This window comes from Nocardia jiangxiensis NBRC 101359, from assembly GCF_000308615.1.
Taxonomy (GTDB): Bacteria; Actinomycetota; Actinomycetes; order Mycobacteriales; family Mycobacteriaceae; genus Nocardia; species Nocardia jiangxiensis.
Genome location: NZ_BAGB01000010.1, coordinates 58,927 through 79,241, shown reverse-complemented (window position 1 = coordinate 79,241; position 20,315 = coordinate 58,927). Strand labels below are relative to the sequence as shown.

Here is a 20,315-nt window from a genome sequence, read left to right as displayed (position 1 = left end):
ATTTCTCCGATCGCGGTCACTATCATCGACACGATTTTGCTCTCGGCGCGGTTCCATCTTCGGCACTAGGCGAGGTGAGGTTCGTTGATGGGCGACGACGATCAGGGCGGAGAACCGCCGCACCCGGTCGGGCGTGCTCCATGGGAGCGGCCCGGTGCGGTGGAAGATGCGGTCGGCCGCTCGTGCGGTTCCCGGGGCACCGCCGGGACCTGGTATGCGGCATATTTGCCGAATCCGGCGGGATCGGCCGGTCCTCGCGAGCCGGATCGGAATGCCACCGGCCCCGCCGTCGCGGACGAGCCCCCGGTGGACGAGTCGGCGGACGCGGACTCCGATACCCGGCCCGGCCCGGGCAGCTCAGGCGAGACGCTGTCGAGTCGGCCTCCCGACTCCGGCAATTCGACTGACGTACAGCCGAGTACACCACCAGAGTTCTGCAACGCCGGTGCAGCGCACACGGATGCAGATCCCAGTGTCGGGGACGGTACCGCGGCAGAGGAATTCGCCCGGGAGCCCTCGGATTCCACCCGGGATCTGCTCATCGTCCCAGGGCAGCACACCGGGAATCCCTCCGCCGGAACGCAATCCGACGACACACCGGATCCGGACCGGACCGAACCCGCCGCGGCAGCGAAATTCTCTGGCAGAAGACCATTTCCACAGCTTCGGCGAACCAGCAACCTGCGCGGCGCGCGCGGCCGACGGCTGCGCATCGCCGGACGCACGATCACCGCGCTGGCCGCGGTGGCCAGTCTCGTACTGACCGGCGCCGGCTGGAACTACCTGCGCGCCACCGACAAGGGCTTCGCCAAGGTGCAGGCGCTGGACGTCGGATCGCACGACATCGTGGATCCGGTCGGTCAGCTGGGCGATGAGAATTTCCTGATCGCGGGCACCGATTCGCGGGCGGGCGCCGACAGCACTCTCGGCGCGGGCACCACCACCGACGTCGAGGGCGCGCGCTCGGACACGGTCATGCTGGTGAACATCCCGGCGAGCCGCAAACGCGTTGTCGTGGTGTCGTTTCCGCGCGACCTCGACGTCACCCGCCCGGTCTGCGCAGGCTGGGACAACGATCGGGCGAAATACACCGACACCGACTATCCCTCCGCGATGGGCGACAAGCTCAACGGCGTCTACGCCCTCGGCGGGCCCAAATGTCTGATCAAGGTGATCCAGAAGTTGTCCGGGCTGAAGATCAACCACTTCGTCGGACTCGACTTCGCCGGATTCGAATCGATGGTCGACACCGTCGGCGGCGTCCAGGTGTGCACCGCGACGCCGATCGTGGACGGCGAACTGGGCACGGTGCTGGCCAACCCCGGCCGCCAGCTCATCAACGGCGTCACCGCGCTGGACTATGTGCGCGCCCGACACGTCGTCGGCGAGGAACGCAGCGACTACGACCGCATCCACCGCCAGCAGCTGTTCATGTCGTCCCTGCTGCGCAGCGCGCTGTCGAATCGGGTGCTGTTCGATCCGGTCAAGTTGAACGGATTCATCGCGGCGTTCACCGCACACGCCTTCATGGACAACGTGGACACCAAGGATCTGCTGATGCTGGGCCGATCGCTGCAGAAGGTGGCGGCCGGTGCGATCACCTTCCTGACCGTGCCGACCGCCGGCACCACGTCCTACGGCAACGAGATCCCGCGCGAATCGGATATCAAGGCGATCTTCCACGCCATCATCGACGACGAACCGCTGCCGGGCGAGCAACACACGGCCGATTCCGCGCCCACCTCGGCGGCACCGGCGCCGCCGCAGCCCACCGCGGTCGACCCGACGACGGTATCGGTGCAGGTCTCCAATGCCTCGGGCGTTTCGGGCGCCGCGAGCTCGACCGCCACGAAACTGGCCGCCCCGGGTTTCCAGATCTACAGCGTCGACACCTACCCCGCGGGGATGTTGTCCTCGACTCTGGTGCGCTATTCGAGCGGTCACCGAGACGAGGCCGCGACCGTCGCCGCGGCGCTTCCGGGGGCGAAACTGCAGGTCACCTCGGATCTGGGCAGTATCGTGCAGGTCGCGCTCGGCAAGAATTTCACCGGCGTGGTGCGCAACCCGCCGACGTTCGGCACTCCCCTGCCGACCATCGCCTCGGCCCCGCCGGACAGTGCCGGTCAAGCGAATTCGGTCACACTTCCCAGCGATCTCGAACACGTCAACGCCGCGGACGACAACTGCCGCTGAGATGCGCTGCCACCTGCACAGATGTTGTGCACAGGCGGAAGCACCAGTGGTTCATCCGTAGTTCGTGACTTGGTCAGCGCCGAGAGCTAATGTTCGTTCCATGCGTGTCATCTACAACGAGCAAATGGGCGAACTCGCCACCATGCTGGGAGAAATGGCCGGTATGGCGGGTTCGGCCATGGACAGGGCGACACAGTCGCTCCTGCAGGCGGATCTCGCACTCGCGGAACAGGTGATCACCGAATCCGACCGGATCGCCGAGATGATCACGCTCGCCGAGGAGCGTGCGTTCGCCCTGCTGGCCCTACAGGCCCCGGTCGCGGGTGATCTGCGCCAGGTCGTCAGCGCCATCCAGATCGTCGCCGATGTGAATCGCATGGGCGCGCTGGCGTTGCACGTGGCCAAGGTCGCCCGTCGACGTCATCCCAACCACGCGCTGCCCGAGGCCGTCAACGGCTACTTCGCCGAGATGGGCCGGATCGCGGTGAGTATGGGCGCCGCAGCCAAGGAGGTGCTCGAATCCCGCGATCCCGAGCGCGCCGCGCTGCTGAACGAAGAGGACGAGGCGATGGACGATCTCCATCGCCACCTGTTCTCCCTGCTGATGGACCGCGAATGGAAGCACGGCGTCGCGGCCGCGGTCGATGTGACGCTGCTGGGCCGCTACTACGAGCGCTTCGCCGACCACGCCGTCGAGATCGGCCGCCGCGTGGTCTTCCTGGTCACCGGCGTCCTGCCGCCCGACCAGGAAGTCTCGGAGACCGAACGCATCTGAGCTCCCCCGCCTCTCCGCGCCTTCAGCGGGTCGTCGGGTGCGGGGAGGCTTACATATCGGGCCGACGGTCAGTCGTTCGGCCGACTCTCGGGCGTACCCGGTGAGTTACCCGTGTACTCCTGAAGTCAGCTGTTGCGCTGCGAATCCGGTGTCGGTCGGATTCACAGCGCAACAGTGGATTCGGCGGCAGTCAGGCAGTTTTCGGGGAGGTGCGGGGCAGCGTCTCCCCTGTTACCCGAAGCGGCCGGAGATGTAGTCCTCCGTGGCCTTCTGCGAGGGGTTGGAGAAGATCTTCTCCGTCTCGTCGATCTCCACCAGGTTGCCGGGCTTGCCCTGCTCCTTGAGGTTGAAGAAGGCCGTCTGATCGCTCACTCGGGCGGCCTGCTGCATGTTGTGGGTGACGATGACGATCGTGTACTGCTTCTTCAGTTCGGAGACCAGATCCTCGATCGCCAGGGTCGAGATCGGGTCCAGCGCCGAACAGGGCTCGTCCATCAGCAGCACGTCGGGCGAGACCGCGATCGCGCGGGCGATGCACAGACGCTGCTGCTGACCACCGGACAGGCCGCCGCCGGGCTTGTCGAGCCGGTCCTTGACCTCGTTCCAGAGGTTCGCACCGCGCAGCGACCGCTCGGCCACCTCGGCCAGTTCCTTCTTGTTGCGCACACCCTGCAAGCGCAGTCCGGCCACCACGTTGTCGCGAATCGACATGGTGGGGAACGGGTTCGGGCGCTGGAACACCATGCCGATGGTGCGGCGCACCCCGACCGGGTCGATCGCCGCGCCGTAGATGTCCTCGCCGTCCAGCAGCACCGCACCCTCGACGCGGGCGCCGGGGGTGACCTCGTGCATGCGGTTCAGCGAGCGCAGCACGGTCGACTTACCGCAACCGGAGGGACCGATGAAGGCGGTGACGCTGCGGGGCAGCACGGTCAGCGACACATCGGAAACGGCGTGGAACCTGCCGTAATAGATGTTCAGATCTTTGACGTCGATCCGCTTGGCCATGTCGTTATTCCGTTCGCTTCTATCGGTTCCGCGTGAGCAGCTTGTTGACGACCGCGGCCCCCACGTACAGCAGGGCGATGATCAGGATCAGCGTCAGCGACGCACCCCACACCCGCGCCACACCGGCGGGCTGCGGGTTGGACAGCTCCTGGTAGACCAGCAGCGGCAGCGAGGCCATGTTGCCCTGGAAGATGTTGAAGTTGATCGACTTCGAATATCCGACCAGCACCAGCACGGGCGCGGTTTCACCCATCACGCGGGCCACGGCCAGCAGCATGCCGCTGATCATGCCGGGCAGTGCGGTCGGTATCACGATCCGCACGATCGTCTTCCACTTCGGGATGCCCAATGCGTATGAGGCCTCCCGCAATTCGTCGGGGACCAGCTTGAGCATCTCCTCGGTGCTGCGCACCACCACCGGCAGCATCAACAGCACCAGGGCGAAGGACACGGCCAGCGCGCTCTGCTGGAACTTCAACGTCGCGATCCACAGCGAGAACACGAACAGCGCGGCCACGATCGAGGGCACACCGGCGAGGATGTCGACCATGAACGTGGTGACCTTGGCCAACCGGCCGCCACCGTACTCGATCAGGTAGACCGCGGCCATCACGCCCAGCGGGATGGCGATGATCGCCGCGACGACCGCCTGGGCGATCGTGCCGAAGATGGCGTGGTACACACCACCGGCGAACTGCTCGGGCAGCACGCCGTATTGGGAGTTGCTCCACCAGCCGCTGCGGGTGACCGAGCTGATCCCCTTGCTCACCACCACGATGAGCACCCAGGCCAGCGGCACCATCGCGATCGCGAAGCACAACCACATCACCAGCGTCGCGATGTTGTTGCGAATCTTGCGACCCAGCGAGATCTCCCGGAAGGCGGGCGCCTTGATGGGTTTGTCCAGAGTGGCTGTGGTCATCACCCGTTCACCTTCCCGCCGGCGGCGACCCGGGCCAGCGCGTTGACCACGAAGGTCAGCACGAACAGCACGAAGCCCGCGGCGATGTAGGCGCCGGTCGGCAGCGCCTGGCTGAATTCCGAAGCGGCCGAGGCGATCTTGGAAGCGAAGGTGTATCCGCCGTCGAACAGCGACCAGTGGCCCGCCTGCTGCGCGGTGCGCAGCACGATCAGCACCGCGATCGTCTCACCCAGGGCACGGCCCAGGCCGAGCATCGACCCGGCGATCACACCGCTGCGGCCGTAGGGCAGCACGGTCATCCGCACTACTTCCCACTTGGTCGCACCCAGCGCCTGCGCGGCCTCGATGTGCGCACGCGGCGTGAGATTGAAGACCTCGCGGCTGACCGAGGTGATGATCGGCAGGATCATCACGGCCAGCACCACGCCGGCGGTGAAGATCGTGCCGCCGCCGTCGATCGAGACGTTGCCCGATTTGAACAGGAAGAACCAGCCGAAAGTGTTGTTGAAGAACTTCTCCACCGGCACCAGCTTCTCGGCCAGCACCAGGAACCCCCATAGACCGAACACGATCGATGGCACCGCCGCCAGCAGGTCCACCAGCATCGAGAACGGGCGGGCCAGCGCCTTGGGCGCGTACTGGGTCAGGAACAGTGCGATACCGACGCCCACCGGCACCGCGATCACCAGTGCCATGACCGCGCTCATCACCGTGACCATGAACAGGTCCCTGATGCCGAACTTCAGATTGTTGGCATCGTTGGTGTTGAACTGGCCGCTGGTGAAGAAGTTCGCTTTGTTCGCGCCGATCGAGGGCACGGCCCGGATCAGCAGGAACAGCGCGATCAGCGCGATGGCGGCGACGATCGTCGCACCTGCAGCGGTGGCCAGCGACCGGAAGATCAACTCCGGTTTGTTGCTCACGCCCGCTCGGGTGGACTTCGCCGGATCGGTGTCGGGATCACTCGGCATTCGAGCAGTATCTCCGCCCGCCCGCAGGCCGGTCGATTCCGACTGGCCTGCGGCGGTGACATCGTCGTGCACGGTCATGGATGGCAGCTATCAGGAGATGGCGTTGATGGCGGTGGTCAGCTTGGTCTTGAACGAATCCGGCAGCGGGATGTACCCGGCGGTGTCCAGACCGGCCTGACCGTTGTTGACCGCGGAGGTCAGGAACGCCTTGACGGCCTTGGCGGTGTCGGCGTCGCTGTACTTCGAGCAGACCACCTCGTAGGTGCCGAGCATGATCGGGTACGCGGTCGCGTCGGTCGGGTTGTAGAACGACGAGGTGTCCAGCACCAGGTCGTTGCCCGTGCCCTTGACCTTGACGCTCGCGACGGCCGCGCTGGCCGAGGCGGTGTTCAGCTCGACCGGCTTGACCGAGGCGTCGGTCAGGATGCGCGCCATGTGCAGGTTCTGCGCCTTGGCGAAGGACCACTCGTTGTAGGTGATCGAACCGGGGGTGCGGTTGATCGCGGCCGAGGTGCCGTCGTTGCCCTGGGCGCCCTCGCCGACACCACCGTTGAAGACCTTGCCCGCGCCCTTGGTCCACGCGCCCTTCGAGGCGGCGGCCAGGTACTGCTGGAAGTTGTCGGTGGTGCCCGACTGGTCGCTACGGAAGACCACGTTGATGGCCAGGTCCGGCAGCTTGTCGGCGATGCCCGTGTTGAGCGCCTTGATCGCCGGGTCGTTCCAGTTCTTGATCTGGCCGCTGAACACCTTGGCGGCGGTCGGGCCGTCCAGCACCAGGTTGTCCACACCGGTGATGTTGTAGGTGACGGCGATCGGCCCGAAGACGGTCGGCAGATCCCAGGCGGTCGAACCGCAGCGCTGCGCGGCCTTGTCGACCTCACCCTTCTTCGGGTCCAGCGGCGAGTCCGAGCCCGCGAAATCGGTTTGGCCACCGATGAAGTCGTTGATGCCCGCACCCGAGCCACTGCCGGTGTAGTCCAGCTTGTAGCCGTCGCAGTTCTGCTGGTAGGCGGCGATGAAGCGGTCCATGGCGTTCTTCTGCGCCGTGGAACCACTCGACTTGAGCGCCTTCTTGCCACCGCAGTCGACGTTGACCTTCGGTGCGGTGCTGCCGGTCGACGCGGTGTTGTTGTCGCTGCCACAGGCCGACAGGGTCAGGGCCCCTGCGGCTGCCAGCACGCCGATGAGAGCGCTGCTGCGCTTGAGATTCACCAATTCCTCCGGTAACGCTCGAGACACGCCCGATCCCTCAACGACCGGACGGGTACCGTGGTGGCTGTTCACAGAACTCGCACACCGGGCAGCGGGTACTGCCCACAAGTAACGTAGGTTCGGCCGGTTGACAGTTGGACCTGGGGAAGTGAACGCGGGGTGAACAAGCCAACGCTATTACGAGCTGCCGCTGTGACATTTGCCGCACTTTAACCAGCATCGTCGAAATATCCGACGAAGGACCCTATCGACAGGCGACCGCGTCGAGTGTCAGCGTGCGGCGTAGGCCGCGTCGACGTGCGAGGTGCCGAAACCCAGCCGCGTGTAGGTGTGCACCGCCGCGGTGTTGTCCGCCTCGGTGTAGAGCAGCACCTCACCCAGGCTGCGATCCCGCAGGTAGTGCAGGCCCGCGAGGGTCAGCAGCCGCCCCAGCCCGCGTCCCTGCGCGGCGGGATCGATGCCGACCACGTAGACCTCGCCCACCGGCGGATCCGTGTCGTCGTGCACCTTGGTCCAGTGAAAGCCCAGGATGCGTTCGGGCCGCGCGGTGTCCACGGCGATGAACAAGCCCTTCGGATCGAACCAGGACGATTCGCGACGCACCACGACATCCGCCTCGGTCCACCCGCCCTGTTCGGGATGCCAGTCGAACGCCGCGTTGTTGACCCGCAGCAGTTCCGCGTCGTCGGCCGGCCCCGCATAGGTCCGCAGGGTGAGTCCGGACGGCACGGTCAGCTCTGGTAGCTCAGGAGTTGCCAGCGGACGTCGCATCTGCCACAGTTCGCGCGCCACACCCAACCCGAGACGTCCGGCCACCGCGCGCGCCGAGGGCAGATTGCCGTGCGCCCACACCCGCGCTCCCCGGCCGCCCTCGGTCAGAGCCGCCCCCACCAGGGCCGCGCCGATCCCGCGACCGCGATGCCGCGGGTCCACCGCGACCTCCGCCATCGCCGGGTGATCGCTATGTGCGGCAACGAGATTCGCGTACCCGGCCACCGTGCCCTCGCGCATCGCGAGCAGATGCCGCGCCGCGCCGGACACGTCCAGCGACAGCACGGCCTGTTCGGAAACCGGTGCGACACCGTCGGTCTCGTCCGCGCGCGCGAGCAGCTCGCGAACCTGGGACACCTCGTCGGCGGACAGCTCGTCGGTCCAGCCCGACAGCTCCGCCCGATCGGCGGTCACGACAGCGAACCGTTGACCGGGGCCGGTTGCGCGTCCTCCGCGGGCGCGCCGTCCTCGGGCGCCGCCTGGGCCGCATCGCCCTTCGCGTTCGAGCGCGCCGGGCGCACCGCCTTGTAGCCGACGTTGCGCACCGTACCGATGAGCGATTCGTATTCACTGCCGAGTTTGGCGCGCAACCGTCGCACGTGGACGTCGACCGTGCGGGTGCCGCCGAAGAAGTCGTAACCCCAGACCTCCTGCAGCAGCTGGGCCCGGGTGAACACCCGGCCCGCGTGCTGGGCCAGGTACTTCAGCAGTTCGAATTCCTTGTAGGTCAGATCGAGCGGGCGCCCGCGCAGCCGCGCGGTGTACGTGCCCTCGTCGATCACCAACTCGCCCAGGGTGATCTTGCCGGTGTTCTCCGGGCTGGCCGAGCCACCGTTGCGCGCCACCAGCAGACGCAACCGTGCGTCGAGTTCGGCGGGGCCGGTGCCCGGCAGCAGGATGTCGTCCAGACCCCAGTCGGCGTTGACCGCGACCAGCCCACCCTCGGTGAGCACCGCGACGACCGGCACCGAGGATCCGGTACTGCCGAGCAGCCGGCACAGTCCGCGCGCGGCGGCCAGATCGGTGCGCGCATCGACCAGCGCGACGTCGGCGGATCCGGCCTCGAGCAGGGAGGAAACCTCCGTCGGCGCCGGACGGACGTTGTGCGGTAACAACGCCAGCGAGGGCAGGACCGACTCCGGGTTCGGGTCCGAGGTCAGCAGGAGTAGCTCCACCGGCTCTCCTCCCAATCTGGCATGTCCGCGGCAACCTCGCTGTAACTCCGCGACATCATGCTCGTTAGCACTGGTAATTCGTGCCTACATTAGCGCGTCTGCCGAGTTGACCACGCATTCCGGCGACCCGGCGTACTCGCGCCTGCCCGATCCGAATCCGGATCAGCGAACGCCGCGGGCTGATCGAGGCGACAACAGATATCGTGCATGCATGGGTAACTCACCGGGTACCCCGACGACCCGACCAGCTCCGCACCGCCGGCCCGGCGGCGAACCTCGCGAGCACGCGGCCACCCCGCCCGACCTGTGCACGGGCGGGCGCGCGCATGGCTGAGACACCGCACACCGACTCCGCTTCGACCGGCCCGGCCACGTCCGGTGCGCCGCGCAGAGGCGGCCGAATCCATGGGTAATCCGACCGAAACCTCCGACACCCGGCCCGCCCCGGACCTGTCCGCCGAGGAGTCCGGCGCCCCGCTCGCCGAGGAAATCCGCGTGTCGATGCGCGCGGTCGTGGTGCGCAAGCTCGTCCTCGGACTGCTGCTGCTGGTCGCGATCGCGGTCGTGGTGGATTTCACCGCGGCGGCCTATTCGGAATATCGGGTGTCGCGGTCGCTGCGCGCGGGCGGTGAGCTCAGCGCCGACCCCGACGTGACGATGCACGGATTCCCGTTCGTGTTGCAGGCCTGGCACGGTGATTTCCGCAACGTCGAGATCCAGGCCAGTGCGAACCGGCCGGACATCCCGGGCCAGATCCTGGTCGAGGCGACGCTCAACGGCGTCCATCTCCCGGCGCGCGCGCTGTTGGACGGCGACACCCGGGCGGTTTCGGTGGATCGGGTGGCCGGGCGGATGCGCATCGAACCGGTCGAGCTGGGCCGGTTGTTCAACATCCCGGATCTGGACATGCGCGGCCCGCCGGCCGACAAGTCCGACGGGACCGGCGGCTCCGGCGGTTCGGGCGTGACCACCCAGGGCGCGCTCATCCTCAGCGGCACCATTCCGCTGGGTCCCGAACCGCGCAGTACCGAACGCGTCAGCGTGAAGGCCGATCTGATGCTCGACGGTGATCAGGTCCGCATCGTCGCGACGGATCTGTATCACGGCGACGAGACCACCACCACGAACTCGGTGGAGCTGAGCCCCGACTTGGACAAGACCGCGGTGCTGGCCCGGTTCACCCGAACCATCGACACCCGCGATCTGCCCTTCGGTGTGCACCCGACCAGCGTCAAGGCGCTCGGCGGCAATATCATCGTCGAGGGGGAAGGCGACAATATGACGATCGATATGGACAGGTTCGCCCAACCATGACGCAGATCATGATTCTCGTGGCGGTGCTGCTGGTCGGCGCCGTGATCGGCATCCTGGTGCGCCGCCGCGAGGGCCGCGTGCGAAATGCCCCGGCCACCAAGGCAACTGCACCCGAGGACACCCAGCGCACGGCATTGCTGGCCGCGGCGGGCGTCGGCGCGGCGCACCCCTCGGTACTGCATTTCTCCGCCGAATGGTGCGGCCCGTGCACGGCGGTGCGCCGGGTGGTCGGCGGCGTCGTCGCCGATCTGGCCGAAACCCAGGCCCCGCCGCGCGACATCGAGGTCGACATCGATGCCGAACCCGCCCTGGCCCGCGAGCTGAACGTGTTGTCGCTGCCCACGACCTTCGTCTTCGATGCCGAGGGCCGCGAACGCTTCCGGATCTCCGGGGTGCCCAAGACCGCGGATCTGCGCAGCGCCCTGGTCCCGCTCACCGAACGCGAACCGCACTGCGCCTGAGCGCGTGGAAGGGTGCGAACCCGGCCCGCTGCGTCCGGATCCGCACGCTGACCGGCCCTGAGCAGGTCGAACGCACCGATTCCCGACCCCGGGTCCAATTTCCGCTCCGAACCGGGTAAACTGATCGGCGTGCAAACCCGCCGAGAGCTGATGCTCACCCGTCGCCGCACAGTCGATCTGTGCCGCCTCGGCGGTTGTTGCTGCCTGTGCATGTAGCCGGTCGGCCTTTACTTCTTCTCGCTGCCGACCGGTTGTCCTACCGCGTGAGTGATCTCGTCGATCCCCCGGTGATCCGACACGAATCCAGACAGACATACGCAGCGCAGGAGTCCTTCCGATGTCCCAATCCGACACCGACTTATCCCCCCAGCAGTCCCGACCCGGCCAGGTAGACGTCCGTGGGCCCCGCTTCGCCGCGTGGCTGACCACCGGCGTTCTGGTCGTGGTCCTGCTGGTCTCCGCCGTCTCGGTCCCGGCCGCCGCGGTGCTGATCGCCCTGCAGGCAGTGGTGTTCGCACTCGGCGCGCTGCTGGGCCCGCGGCGCAGCCCGTACGGGCAGATCTACGCCCGGCTCGTCGCACCGCGCGTCGGCCCGCCGACCGAGGTCGAACCCGTCGCACCGCTGCGGTTCGCCCAGTTGGTCGGCCTGATCTTCGCCGTGGTCAGCCTGATCGGTTTCGCCGCCGGAAGTGCGGTGGTCGGCGCGATCTTCGCCGCCTTCGCGCTGTTCGCGGCATTCCTGAACGCGGCGTTCGGCATCTGCCTGGGTTGCAAGATCTACCCACTCGTCCAGCGGATCCTCCCCGCACCCACACAGTCCCCCACCTAGCCCGGCAAGTCACATCGAAAGGAACAACATGGCTCGCTCCGATGTCCTGGTCTCCGCAGACTGGGTAGAAGAGAACCTCAACGCCCCCGGCGTCGTCATCGTCGAGGTCGACGAGGACACCTCCGCCTACGACACGGGCCACATCGAAGGTGCCGTCAAGATCGACTGGAAGCAGGACCTGCAGGACGCGGTTCGGCGTGACTTCGTCAACCGTGAGCAGTTCTCCGACCTGCTGTCGGCGCGCGGTATCGGCAACGACGACACGGTCGTTCTCTACGGCGGCAACAACAACTGGTTCGCCGCGTACGCGTACTGGTACTTCAAGCTGTACGGCCACCAGGACGTGAAGCTGCTCGACGGCGGTCGCAAGAAGTGGGAGCTCGACGGCCGCCCGCTGTCGAAGGATGCGGTCAGCCGCCCCGCCGCCACCTACAAGGCCGGCGAGCAGGACCTGTCCATCCGCGCGTTCCGCGATGACGCCATCGCCGCGATCGGCAACAAGAACCTCGTCGACGTGCGTTCGCCCGACGAGTTCTCCGGCAAGATCCTCGCCCCGGCTCACCTGCCGCAGGAGCAGAGCCAGCGTCCCGGCCACATCCCCAGCGCGATCAACGTGCCGTGGAGCAAGGCCGCGAACGAGGACGGCACCTTCCGTTCCGACGAGGAGCTCGCGGAGCTGTACAAGGATGCGGGTCTGGACGGCGAGAAGGAGACCATCGCCTACTGCCGCATCGGCGAGCGTTCCTCGCACACCTGGTTCGTGCTGCAGGAGCTGCTCGGCCACAAGAATGTCAAGAACTACGACGGAAGCTGGACCGAGTACGGCTCCCTCGTGGGAGCACCGATCGAGTTGGGAGCCTAATTTCCTATGTGCGCAGCACCTACCCAGGGTCAGACCCTGCCTGCCAATGTCGACACCGAGAAGGAGACGGTCCTGACCGGTCGTGTCCTCGACGCCGACGGCAATCCCGTCGGTGGTGCGTTCGTCCGTCTGCTGGACTCCAGCGACGAATTCACCGCCGAGGTCGTCGCCTCGGGCACCGGTGACTTCCGTTTCTTCGCCGCCCCCGGCACCTGGACCATCCGCGCCCTGTCCTCCGCGGGCAACGGCACCGCGAAGGTCAGCCCCGAGGGCGCCGGCATCCACAACGTGGACGTCGACGTCGCGAAGTAGCTGTATTTTTGGCCTCCGCTTCGCTCCGGCGGGTTCGAGCCCGCCCCGAAAACCTTTGGGGTTGACGTTGTTGGCCTGACAGTAGTTCCGGCGTACACAGATGCTTCGCCGCTGGGCACGTTTCGACGTGGTCAGCAGCGAAGCATCTTGCGTATCCGGGAGCTCGCCTACGGCATCGAGGGGAAGACGGGGCGACGTCGAGATGCGGTTGCATGCGGATTGTCACAACATCCCGGTTTTCGTCGCCGGGCTCGAGGTCGATAGACTTCGGGTGTGGTCCTTACCTTCGAGATTTTGCTGGTTCTCGTCTCCGTGCTGATCGCCTGGTTCGGTCTGTACGTCCTCTACCGGCTCTTCACCGAGTCGTGACAGAGGCCGAGCACGTCGAGAACTCAACAACGAACGGTTCCGCGTCCCCGAAGGGCAACGGGACCGAGTCCGCGCATCGCAGTGGCGATGCGGCGGTGAGCGAGGCGGCCGAGCGGGCGAAGTCCACCGGCGCGCGCAACATTCCGCAGCTGCCGGATCTACCGTTGCCGGAGGACACCGCGAATCTGCGGCTGGGCCCGGATCTGAGTTCCTCCATGCTCGCACTGTTGCCGCTGGTCGGTGTCTGGCGCGGCGAGGGCGAAGGGAACGACCCCGAGCGCGGGGACTACCACTTCGGCCAGCAGATCATCGTCTCGCACGACGGCGGCGACTATCTGACCTGGCAGTCCCGCTCCTGGATCATCGACACCGAGGGCAACTACAACGGCCCCGACCTGCGCGAGAGCGGTTTCTGGCGGGTCGGCATGGACGGCGACGACGAGGTCATCGAACTGCTGCTCACGCACAGCTCCGGCATCGTGGAACTGTTCTACGGCCAGGCCCTTACCCAGTCCTCCTGGGAATTGGCCACCGACGTGGTCATCCGCAGCCAGTCCGGCGCAGTGGTAGGCGGCGCGAAACGCCTCTACGGCATCGTCGAAGGCGGCGACCTCGGCTACGTCGAGGAACGTGTGGTAGCCGACGGCGCCCTCGAGCCCCGTCTCTCGGCCCGCCTCCAGCGCTACATCGGCTGACCTGCAAAGCGGTCGAACCCTCAACGAAATCCCCAACGCACAACTGATTTCGCTGGAACATGGGTAACTCACCGGGCACGCCCAAAATTGGACTGCCCCTGACCGCCGGCCCGACACGAAAGTCTCCCGGCACCCGACGACACGCAAAAGTCCCGGAGAGGCGGAACAGAACAGCCCCCGAGTCTTACTGCGGAATTTCTTCTCGCAGTCCCGGTCGGACTGGCCGGGGACTCGGGGGCTGGGTGACTGCCTGGGATTCGCCGCGCGCTCGCGCGGACGGGTTACCCGTCGCAGCGGTGGCGCTTAGCTGACAGCCACCTCACGTGTCCTGTGAATACTCATTCTTCGAACCACCTCCTTCCCGTGTACCACGAATCTAACGGGTCGATCCGCCGGTCGGCAACGTATTTTCGCGTGGGGCGAAATCGCTGGTGAGGCGGGTGATGGTGGGGTGGATCGCGATTCGGCCGTCGGGGGCCACGTGTACGACGGTGTCGGCGCGGTGGTCCGGGGGCAGTTGGTGGGTGACGACCACGACCGTGCGGTCCGGGGCGACCAGGCCGCTGGTGTCGTCGAGGAGGGCGCGCAGCAGGTGCGCACCGGTGTCGGCTTCCAGATGTTCGGTGGGTTCGTCCAGCAGCAGGACGCGAGCCGGGGACAGCAGGGCCCGGGCCAGCAGGATGCGGCGGCGCTGACCGCCCGATACCGCCGCCGCGCCGCCGATCAGATCGGTGTGCAGGCCCTCGGGCAGCGAGTCGAGCCAGTCGCCCGCGCCGACCGCGTGCAGGGCCGCGCGCGCCTCGTCCTCGGTGACGTCGCCGCGGGCCACGCGCAGATTCTCCAGGACCGTCGTGCCGAACAGGTGGGTGTCCTCGGCGAAGAAGGTGACCCCCGGACGCGGCGTGTCGAACAGCCCGGCCCAGGCCATGAGCAGTGTGGTCTTACCCGCGCCGCTCGGGCCGAGAACCGCGATCCGGCGACCGGCGGGCAGTGCGGGCAGCTCCTGCAGTCCATCCTGTTGCGTCCGAACGTCTTTCGCCTCCTCGGCGGAGGTGATCCGACGCAGTGCGGCTCTGCCTCGGGTCAGCGCCTGAGCCGCCGCGGGCAGCACGCCCACGGCCTCGAACGCGGACAGCGGCAGCAGCACGAGGACAGCCAGGGCCATCGGCGTGATCGCGCCCGGCGACACCGATTGCAGTGATCCGGCGGGCAGCCGGGCGACGCCCGCGCCGCCGTAGAGCACGATGCCGATGAGCAGCGCACCCAGCACACTCACACCGATCGAGATCGGAGTTGCCGCGGCGGCCCAGGCGCTGTGTGCGGCGGCGCGATCCTCGGCCTGCACGGCGCGCCGGCTCGCGGCCGCGGCGGTCCCGAGCGCCGGGTCGAGTCGTCCGGCGACGCGCAGTTCGGGCGCGTGATCGAGCACCGTCATCGCGGCGGCGGTGAATTCGGCACGATCGGCGCGGACGGCGAGTTCGGCCTCCCGCGCGGCCCGCGCGGACAGCCACGGCGCGAAGATTCCGGCGACCGCCAGCGCGAGTGCGAGAATCACTGCGGCCGAGACGGATACGACGGCCAGCACGGCGACGGCGGCGACCGACAGCACCACCGCGACCGCGATCGGCACCACGGCCCGCACCACCACCGCACCGAGATCATCGATGTCGTCGACGATCCGGGTCAGCAGATCACCGCGCCGCAGTCGCGTCGGATCGTCCTGGGCGCCTGCGGATTCGGCGTCGATCCGCGAACGCGGTGTCCAGATGTCCGCTCGGGCCAGCGCCGCGTACACCCCGGTCCGCGCGGTCGTCATCGCCCGCAGCGCCACATCGTGCGTGGCCAGCCGCTCCAGATACCGGCACAGTCCGCGCGAAATCCCCAGGGCCCGAACGGCCACCACGGCAACGCTCAAATCCAGCACCGGCGGCATCTCCCACGCCCGCGCGATCAGCCAGGCCGCCAGCCCCGCCAATCCCAACCCGCTCCCCAGCGCCAGCACGCCCCACCCGATCGACACCGCGACCCGCCACCCCGACAACCCGAGCATGTCCCGCATCCGCCGGAAATCCGTCCACGCGCCGCTCATCGGACGACCTCCTCGGCCGTATGGTCGTTCGCGGCGGGCCGGGCTTGCGGCGCATCGGTGCAGGAGGCATGGACCTCGACGACGTGGTCGGCAGCGGCGAGAAGATCGCGGCGGTGAGCTACCACGACGACCGTCGCACCGGCACGGGCTCGCGCCGTGAGGGCGGACAGCACGGTGGCCGCGCTGAGATCGTCGAGGTGAGCGGTGGGTTCGTCCAGCAGCAGGATCGGGCGATCGGCGGCCAGGACCCGGGTCAGGGCCAGACGCTGGCGCTGGCCGAGGGACAGCCCGAGGCCGCCGGAGCCGACGACGGTGTTCCAGCCGTCCGGGAGTTCGTTCAGCACGGCATCGAATCCGGTTGCGGCGCTGGCTGATTCCAGCAGTTCGGCGCGGGTGTTCGCACCGAGGAGTTCGAGGTTCTCGCGCAGCGTTCCGGGCAGCAGCACCGGACGTTGCGGCAACCACGCGACCCGCGCCCACCAGGACGAGGGATCCAGCTCGGACACCGGAACACCGTCCACCAGAACCGTTCCGGCATCGGGTGGCATGAGACCCAGGATCGATTGCAGGACAGTCGATTTCCCGCATCCGTTCGGACCGGCCAACACCGTGATCGCGCCGGGAGGCAGCATCGTGGACAGACCGGCGGGTGCGAATCCGTCGCGAGACCGGACGGAAAGGTCCCGGATCTCGAGCGCACCTCGGAAGTCCGGGATCTCCCGGGCGCCGGCGAGGTTCACCGCGCGATCCTCGGATTCCAGTACCGCGAAAGCCTTCTCGGCCGCGGCCATACCGTCCTGCGCGGCATGGAAGCGCTCCCCCACCGCCCGCAGCGGCAGATACACCTCGGGCGCCAGAATCAGCCCGAGCAGTCCCGCGTACAGGCCCATGTGCCCGAACACCAGCCGCATTCCGATGGATACCGCCACCAGCGCGACACTCAGGGTGGCCAGCATCTCCAACACCATCGAGGACAGGAATGCCATCCGCAGCGCCGCCATCGTCCGCGCCTGCAGGGATTCGCCCAGCGCCCGCACTCGATGCCGCATCGTCATTCCGGAATCCGTGGTGTCTCCGGCAGTTTCACGCCCGAGCGCACGCAGTGTCGGCATCCCTGCGAACAGGTCCAGCAGTTGATCGGACAGCCGCGTCGCGGCGGCCAGCGTCGCGGCGGACCGGCCCTGGGTCATCAATCCGATCAGCACCATGAACACCGGAATCAGCGGCAGGGTGATCAGAATGATCAGCCCCGCGGTCGGATCGTGCACAGCGATGACCACCAGCACGATCGGCGGCACCGACACGGCCAGCAGCAGCGCGGGCAGGTAGCCGGTCAGATAGGCCCGTAACCCGCTCAGCGCACTGCCGACCACCACCGCCAATTCCGTTCGGCGCGAATCCAACTCGCGCGGTGCGAGTCCGGCGCCGGTGACCAGCACGGCCTGTTCCAACTCGGCCACGACCTGTGCTCCGGCCCGATGCGCCAGCCGGGACTGCCACCAGGTCGCGACGCCCCGGCAACCGATCACGAGCACGAACACCACGATCTGCACGGCCCAGGATCCGAGTGTGCGCTGTCCCGCATCGGTGATCACGCCCGCCAGAATCCGCGCCAGCAGCAACGCCGCTACGACGATGCATCCGGTGGTCACCAGCGACAGTGCCACGCTGAGCACGAGATACCGGCGGGCGGAACGCGCGTACCGCCACAGGCGCGGGTCGACGGGGCCGGCCATGACTCAGCCCGCGGCGCTGCGCTGTAGCGACAGCCCGGTCGCCGGTGGAATCTGCTCGACGGTCAGCCGCTTGCGGAACACCCAGTACGTCCAGCCCTGATACAGCAGCACGACCGGCGTCACGATCACCGCGCACCAGCTCATCACCATCAGCGTGTAATGCGTCGAGGAGGCGCTCACGGTCCGATGACCGTCCACCACCCGGCCGTCCACGCTCAGCCCGAACGACGGGTCGATGCTCGACGGCAGCACATACGGGAACAACGCGCCGAACAACAGCACGATCGCCGCCGCGACGGTGAGCGCGGTCCCGGTGAATGCCCAGCCGTCCCGCCCGCGCAACGTCGCCGCCGCCGCGAGCGCCAGTCCGATCACCGCCAGCGCCAACGGAATCCAGGTCCATCCCTTGCCGTGGGCGAACTGCGTCCACAGGGCGAAGGCCAGCACCACGATCACCGTCGGCACGACCACGATCCGCGCGATCCGGCGCACGCTCTCGCGCACCTCGCCGCCGGTCTTGAGCGCGATGAACACCGCACCGTGCAGCAGGAACAGCAGTGCCGTGGTCAACGCGCCGAGCAGTGCGTAGGGCCCGAGCAGATCGAGCAGATTTCCGCCGATCTGCCTGTGCTCGTTCAGTTTCACGCCGTGCACCATGTTCGCGAAGGCCAGTCCCCAGGCCAGGGCGGGCACCCAGGATCCGAAGATGATCGCCGCATCGCAGCCCGCCCGCCACCGCGGATCATCGATCTTGCTGCGATATTCGATGCCGACGATCCGGACGATCAACGCCACCAGAATCAGCAGCAGCGCCAGATAGAACCCGGAGAACAGGCTCGCATACCACTCCGGGAACGCCGCGAACAGCGCACCGCCCGCGGTGATCAGCCACACCTCGTTGCCATCCCACACCGGCCCGATCGTGTTGAGCACCACACGTTTTCGCGTCTCGGATCCGCGGCCGAGGATCGGCATCAGCATGCCGACGCCGAAGTCGAAGCCCTCCAGCACGAAATACCCGGTGAACAGCACACCGATCAGCAGGAACCAGAATTCCGGCAGACTCATTGCTCGACTCCCTCAGTAGGCGAACGAAAGCTTCTCGACGGCACCGTCTTGCCCGCTCGCCGCGGCGACTTCCTCGGGCCCTTCGATCACGTACCGGCGCATCAGGAAGAACCAGACGATCGCCAGCACCCCGTACAGCGCCGTGAACACGATCAGCGAGGTCAGCACCGTGCCCGCGGTGTTGCCGGATACCGCCTGCTGCACCGTCATCCGCAGGTGCGGATCACCGGTCGGATTGGGTGCGACCACCCACGGCTGACGTCCCATCTCGGTGAACACCCAGCCCGCGCTGTTGCCCAGGAAGGGCGTCGGGATGACCAGCAGGCTCAGCCAGCCGAACCAGCGTTGTCCGGGGATCCGGCCGCGCCGGGTCAGCCACAGTCCCAGCAGTGCGATCAGCGCGGAACCGCCCGCCCACGTGATCATCGCGCGGAACGTCCAGTAGGTCACGAACAGGTTCGGCCGGTAGTCGCCCGGCCCGTACTTCTCGTTGTAGCTGACCTGCAGATCCTTCACTCCGCCCAGCGTGACGCCGCTGAATTTGCCCTCGGCCAGCCAGGGCAGCACGCCCGGTACCTCGATGACGTGGGTGACGCTGTCGCAGTTGTTGTGCGTGCCGACGGTGAGCACCGAGAATTTCGGATCGGTCTGTCCGTGGCACAGCGATTCGGCCGAGGCCATCTTCATCGGCTGCTGTTTGAACATGAGCTTGCCCTGCACATCACCGGTGAACACCAGGGCAACGCCCGCGATGATGATCACCCACATGCCCATCCGCGCGGCCGGACGCCACATGTCGCGGGCGAGGTCGACAGTGTCCGATGGCGGCGCTTGCGAGGGCCCTGCGTGGTTACGCAAGCTGCCGCCTCCGGGCCCGCCGGGCGCGCCGCGGCCCTTGCGCGACTCCCGGACCATCCACCAGCAACCGATACCGGCGACGAAAGTCGCTGCGGTGAGGAAGGATCCGGCGACGACGTGCGGAAATGCCGCCAGCGCGGTGTTATTGGTGAGCAGCTGCCAAATGCTGTGCAGCTCAGCGCGTCCGGTCTGCGGGTTGTACACCGCGCCGACCGGATGCTGCATGAACGAGTTGGCCGCGATGATGAAGAACGCCGAGGCGTTCACCCCGATCGCGACCAGCCAGATCGTCGCCAGGTGCACCAGTTTGGGCAGCCGGGTCCAGCCGAAGATCCACAGTCCGAGGAAGGTGGATTCCATGAAGAAGGCGACCAGGCCTTCCATGGCCAGTGGTGCGCCGAAGACGTCGCCGACGAATCGCGAGTATTCGCTCCAGTTCATGCCGAACTGGAATTCCTGCACGATGCCGGTCGCGACCCCCAGCGCGAAGTTGATCATGAACAGCTTGCCGAAGAACTTCGTCAGCCGGTACCAGTGTTCCTTGCCGGTCACCACCCAGGCGGTCTGCATGCCCGCGACCAACGGGGCCAGACCGATGGTGAGCGGTACGAACATGAAGTGATAAACGGTGGTGATACCGAACTGCCACCGCGATATGTCGACAACGCTCATCCGGCCTCCCACCTCTACTACTA

Annotated in this window: 18 protein-coding genes; 8 read left to right on the top strand and 10 right to left on the bottom strand. The window is 67.2% G+C overall.

All coding sequences use genetic code 11. The features are described from left to right. Positions 1 to 87 precede the first annotated feature (87 nt). Both ON40_RS03075 and phoU read left to right on the top strand, forming a co-directional pair. The gene (locus ON40_RS03075; protein WP_040818232.1) at positions 88 to 2,193 is read left to right on the top strand and encodes an LCP family glycopolymer transferase; all 2,106 of its coding nucleotides are present in this window, start codon (positions 88 to 90) and stop codon (positions 2,191 to 2,193) included. Positions 2,194 to 2,293: 100 nt separating this feature from the next. Further along, positions 2,294 to 2,968: a phosphate signaling complex protein PhoU gene (phoU, locus tag ON40_RS03070; RefSeq protein ID WP_040818231.1), complete on the top strand. Its 675-nt coding sequence runs from the start codon at positions 2,294 to 2,296 to the stop codon at positions 2,966 to 2,968. Positions 2,969 to 3,199: 231 nt separating this feature from the next. Here phoU and pstB read toward each other — a convergent pair whose 3' ends face one another. The 6 genes from pstB to ON40_RS03040 all read right to left on the bottom strand — a co-directional run bounded on the left by pstB (position 3,200) and on the right by ON40_RS03040 (position 9,027). After that, the gene (pstB, locus tag ON40_RS03065) at positions 3,200 to 3,976 is read right to left on the bottom strand and encodes a phosphate ABC transporter ATP-binding protein PstB (protein WP_040818229.1); all 777 of its coding nucleotides are present in this window, start codon (positions 3,974 to 3,976) and stop codon (positions 3,200 to 3,202) included. 19 nt (positions 3,977 to 3,995) lie between these two features. Beyond that, on the bottom strand, positions 3,996 to 4,898 hold the full coding sequence (gene pstA, locus ON40_RS03060; protein ID WP_040818227.1) for a phosphate ABC transporter permease PstA: 903 nt from the start codon (positions 4,896 to 4,898) through the stop codon (positions 3,996 to 3,998). Further along, positions 4,898 to 5,869, bottom strand: coding sequence for a phosphate ABC transporter permease subunit PstC (gene pstC, locus ON40_RS03055; protein ID WP_040818283.1), 972 nt, complete (start codon positions 5,867 to 5,869; stop codon positions 4,898 to 4,900). The genes pstA and pstC overlap by 1 nt, the downstream gene beginning before the upstream one ends. Positions 5,870 to 5,959: 90 nt before the next feature. Continuing rightward, positions 5,960 to 7,081 carry a phosphate ABC transporter substrate-binding protein PstS gene (gene pstS / locus ON40_RS03050; RefSeq protein ID WP_040818282.1) on the bottom strand — a complete coding sequence of 374 codons (1,122 nt, stop codon included), beginning with the start codon at positions 7,079 to 7,081 and terminating at the stop codon, positions 5,960 to 5,962. A gap of 270 nt (positions 7,082 to 7,351) precedes the next feature. Then, positions 7,352 to 8,224 carry a mycothiol synthase gene (mshD, locus tag ON40_RS03045; RefSeq protein ID WP_040818281.1) on the bottom strand — a complete coding sequence of 291 codons (873 nt, stop codon included), beginning with the start codon at positions 8,222 to 8,224 and terminating at the stop codon, positions 7,352 to 7,354. Positions 8,225 to 8,262: 38 nt separating this feature from the next. Beyond that, a complete protein-coding gene (locus ON40_RS03040; RefSeq protein WP_040818225.1) occupies positions 8,263 to 9,027 on the bottom strand; it encodes a winged helix-turn-helix transcriptional regulator in 765 nt (254 codons plus the stop codon). 516 nt (positions 9,028 to 9,543) lie between these two features. Here ON40_RS03040 and ON40_RS03035 point away from each other — a divergent pair. From ON40_RS03035 to ON40_RS03005, 6 genes are all read left to right on the top strand, one after another. Continuing rightward, positions 9,544 to 10,341, top strand: a complete 798-nt coding sequence (locus tag ON40_RS03035; protein WP_040818280.1) for an LmeA family phospholipid-binding protein — start codon at positions 9,544 to 9,546, stop codon at positions 10,339 to 10,341. Further along, complete coding sequence (locus ON40_RS03030; protein ID WP_040818222.1) at positions 10,338 to 10,802, top strand: thioredoxin family protein; 465 nt, start codon at positions 10,338 to 10,340, stop codon at positions 10,800 to 10,802. Before ON40_RS03035 ends, ON40_RS03030 begins: the two co-directional genes overlap by 4 nt. Positions 10,803 to 11,139: 337 nt before the next feature. Continuing rightward, complete coding sequence (locus ON40_RS03025; protein WP_040818220.1) at positions 11,140 to 11,631, top strand: DUF4395 domain-containing protein; 492 nt, start codon at positions 11,140 to 11,142, stop codon at positions 11,629 to 11,631. A gap of 28 nt (positions 11,632 to 11,659) precedes the next feature. After that, the gene (locus ON40_RS03020; RefSeq protein ID WP_040818218.1) at positions 11,660 to 12,493 is read left to right on the top strand and encodes a sulfurtransferase; all 834 of its coding nucleotides are present in this window, start codon (positions 11,660 to 11,662) and stop codon (positions 12,491 to 12,493) included. A gap of 6 nt (positions 12,494 to 12,499) precedes the next feature. Next, positions 12,500 to 12,805, top strand: coding sequence for a DUF1416 domain-containing protein (locus ON40_RS03015; protein WP_040818215.1), 306 nt, complete (start codon positions 12,500 to 12,502; stop codon positions 12,803 to 12,805). Positions 12,806 to 13,170: 365 nt separating this feature from the next. Beyond that, complete coding sequence (locus tag ON40_RS03005; protein ID WP_083895370.1) at positions 13,171 to 13,869, top strand: heme-binding beta-barrel domain-containing protein; 699 nt, start codon at positions 13,171 to 13,173, stop codon at positions 13,867 to 13,869. A 376-nt stretch (positions 13,870 to 14,245) separates the two neighbouring features. Here ON40_RS03005 and ON40_RS03000 read toward each other — a convergent pair whose 3' ends face one another. The 4 genes from ON40_RS03000 to ON40_RS02985 are packed head-to-tail and all read right to left on the bottom strand — an operon-like array spanning position 14,246 to position 20,292. Beyond that, positions 14,246 to 15,958, bottom strand: a complete 1,713-nt coding sequence (locus ON40_RS03000; RefSeq protein ID WP_040818213.1) for an ATP-binding cassette domain-containing protein — start codon at positions 15,956 to 15,958, stop codon at positions 14,246 to 14,248. After that, positions 15,955 to 17,694 carry a thiol reductant ABC exporter subunit CydD gene (gene cydD, locus ON40_RS02995; RefSeq protein ID WP_051192616.1) on the bottom strand — a complete coding sequence of 580 codons (1,740 nt, stop codon included), beginning with the start codon at positions 17,692 to 17,694 and terminating at the stop codon, positions 15,955 to 15,957. The genes ON40_RS03000 and cydD overlap by 4 nt, the downstream gene beginning before the upstream one ends. Positions 17,695 to 17,697: 3 nt before the next feature. Continuing rightward, positions 17,698 to 18,762 carry a cytochrome d ubiquinol oxidase subunit II gene (cydB, locus tag ON40_RS02990; RefSeq protein WP_040818211.1) on the bottom strand — a complete coding sequence of 355 codons (1,065 nt, stop codon included), beginning with the start codon at positions 18,760 to 18,762 and terminating at the stop codon, positions 17,698 to 17,700. A gap of 12 nt (positions 18,763 to 18,774) precedes the next feature. Next, on the bottom strand, positions 18,775 to 20,292 hold the full coding sequence (locus ON40_RS02985; protein WP_040818207.1) for a cytochrome ubiquinol oxidase subunit I: 1,518 nt from the start codon (positions 20,290 to 20,292) through the stop codon (positions 18,775 to 18,777). Positions 20,293 to 20,315 lie beyond the last annotated feature (23 nt).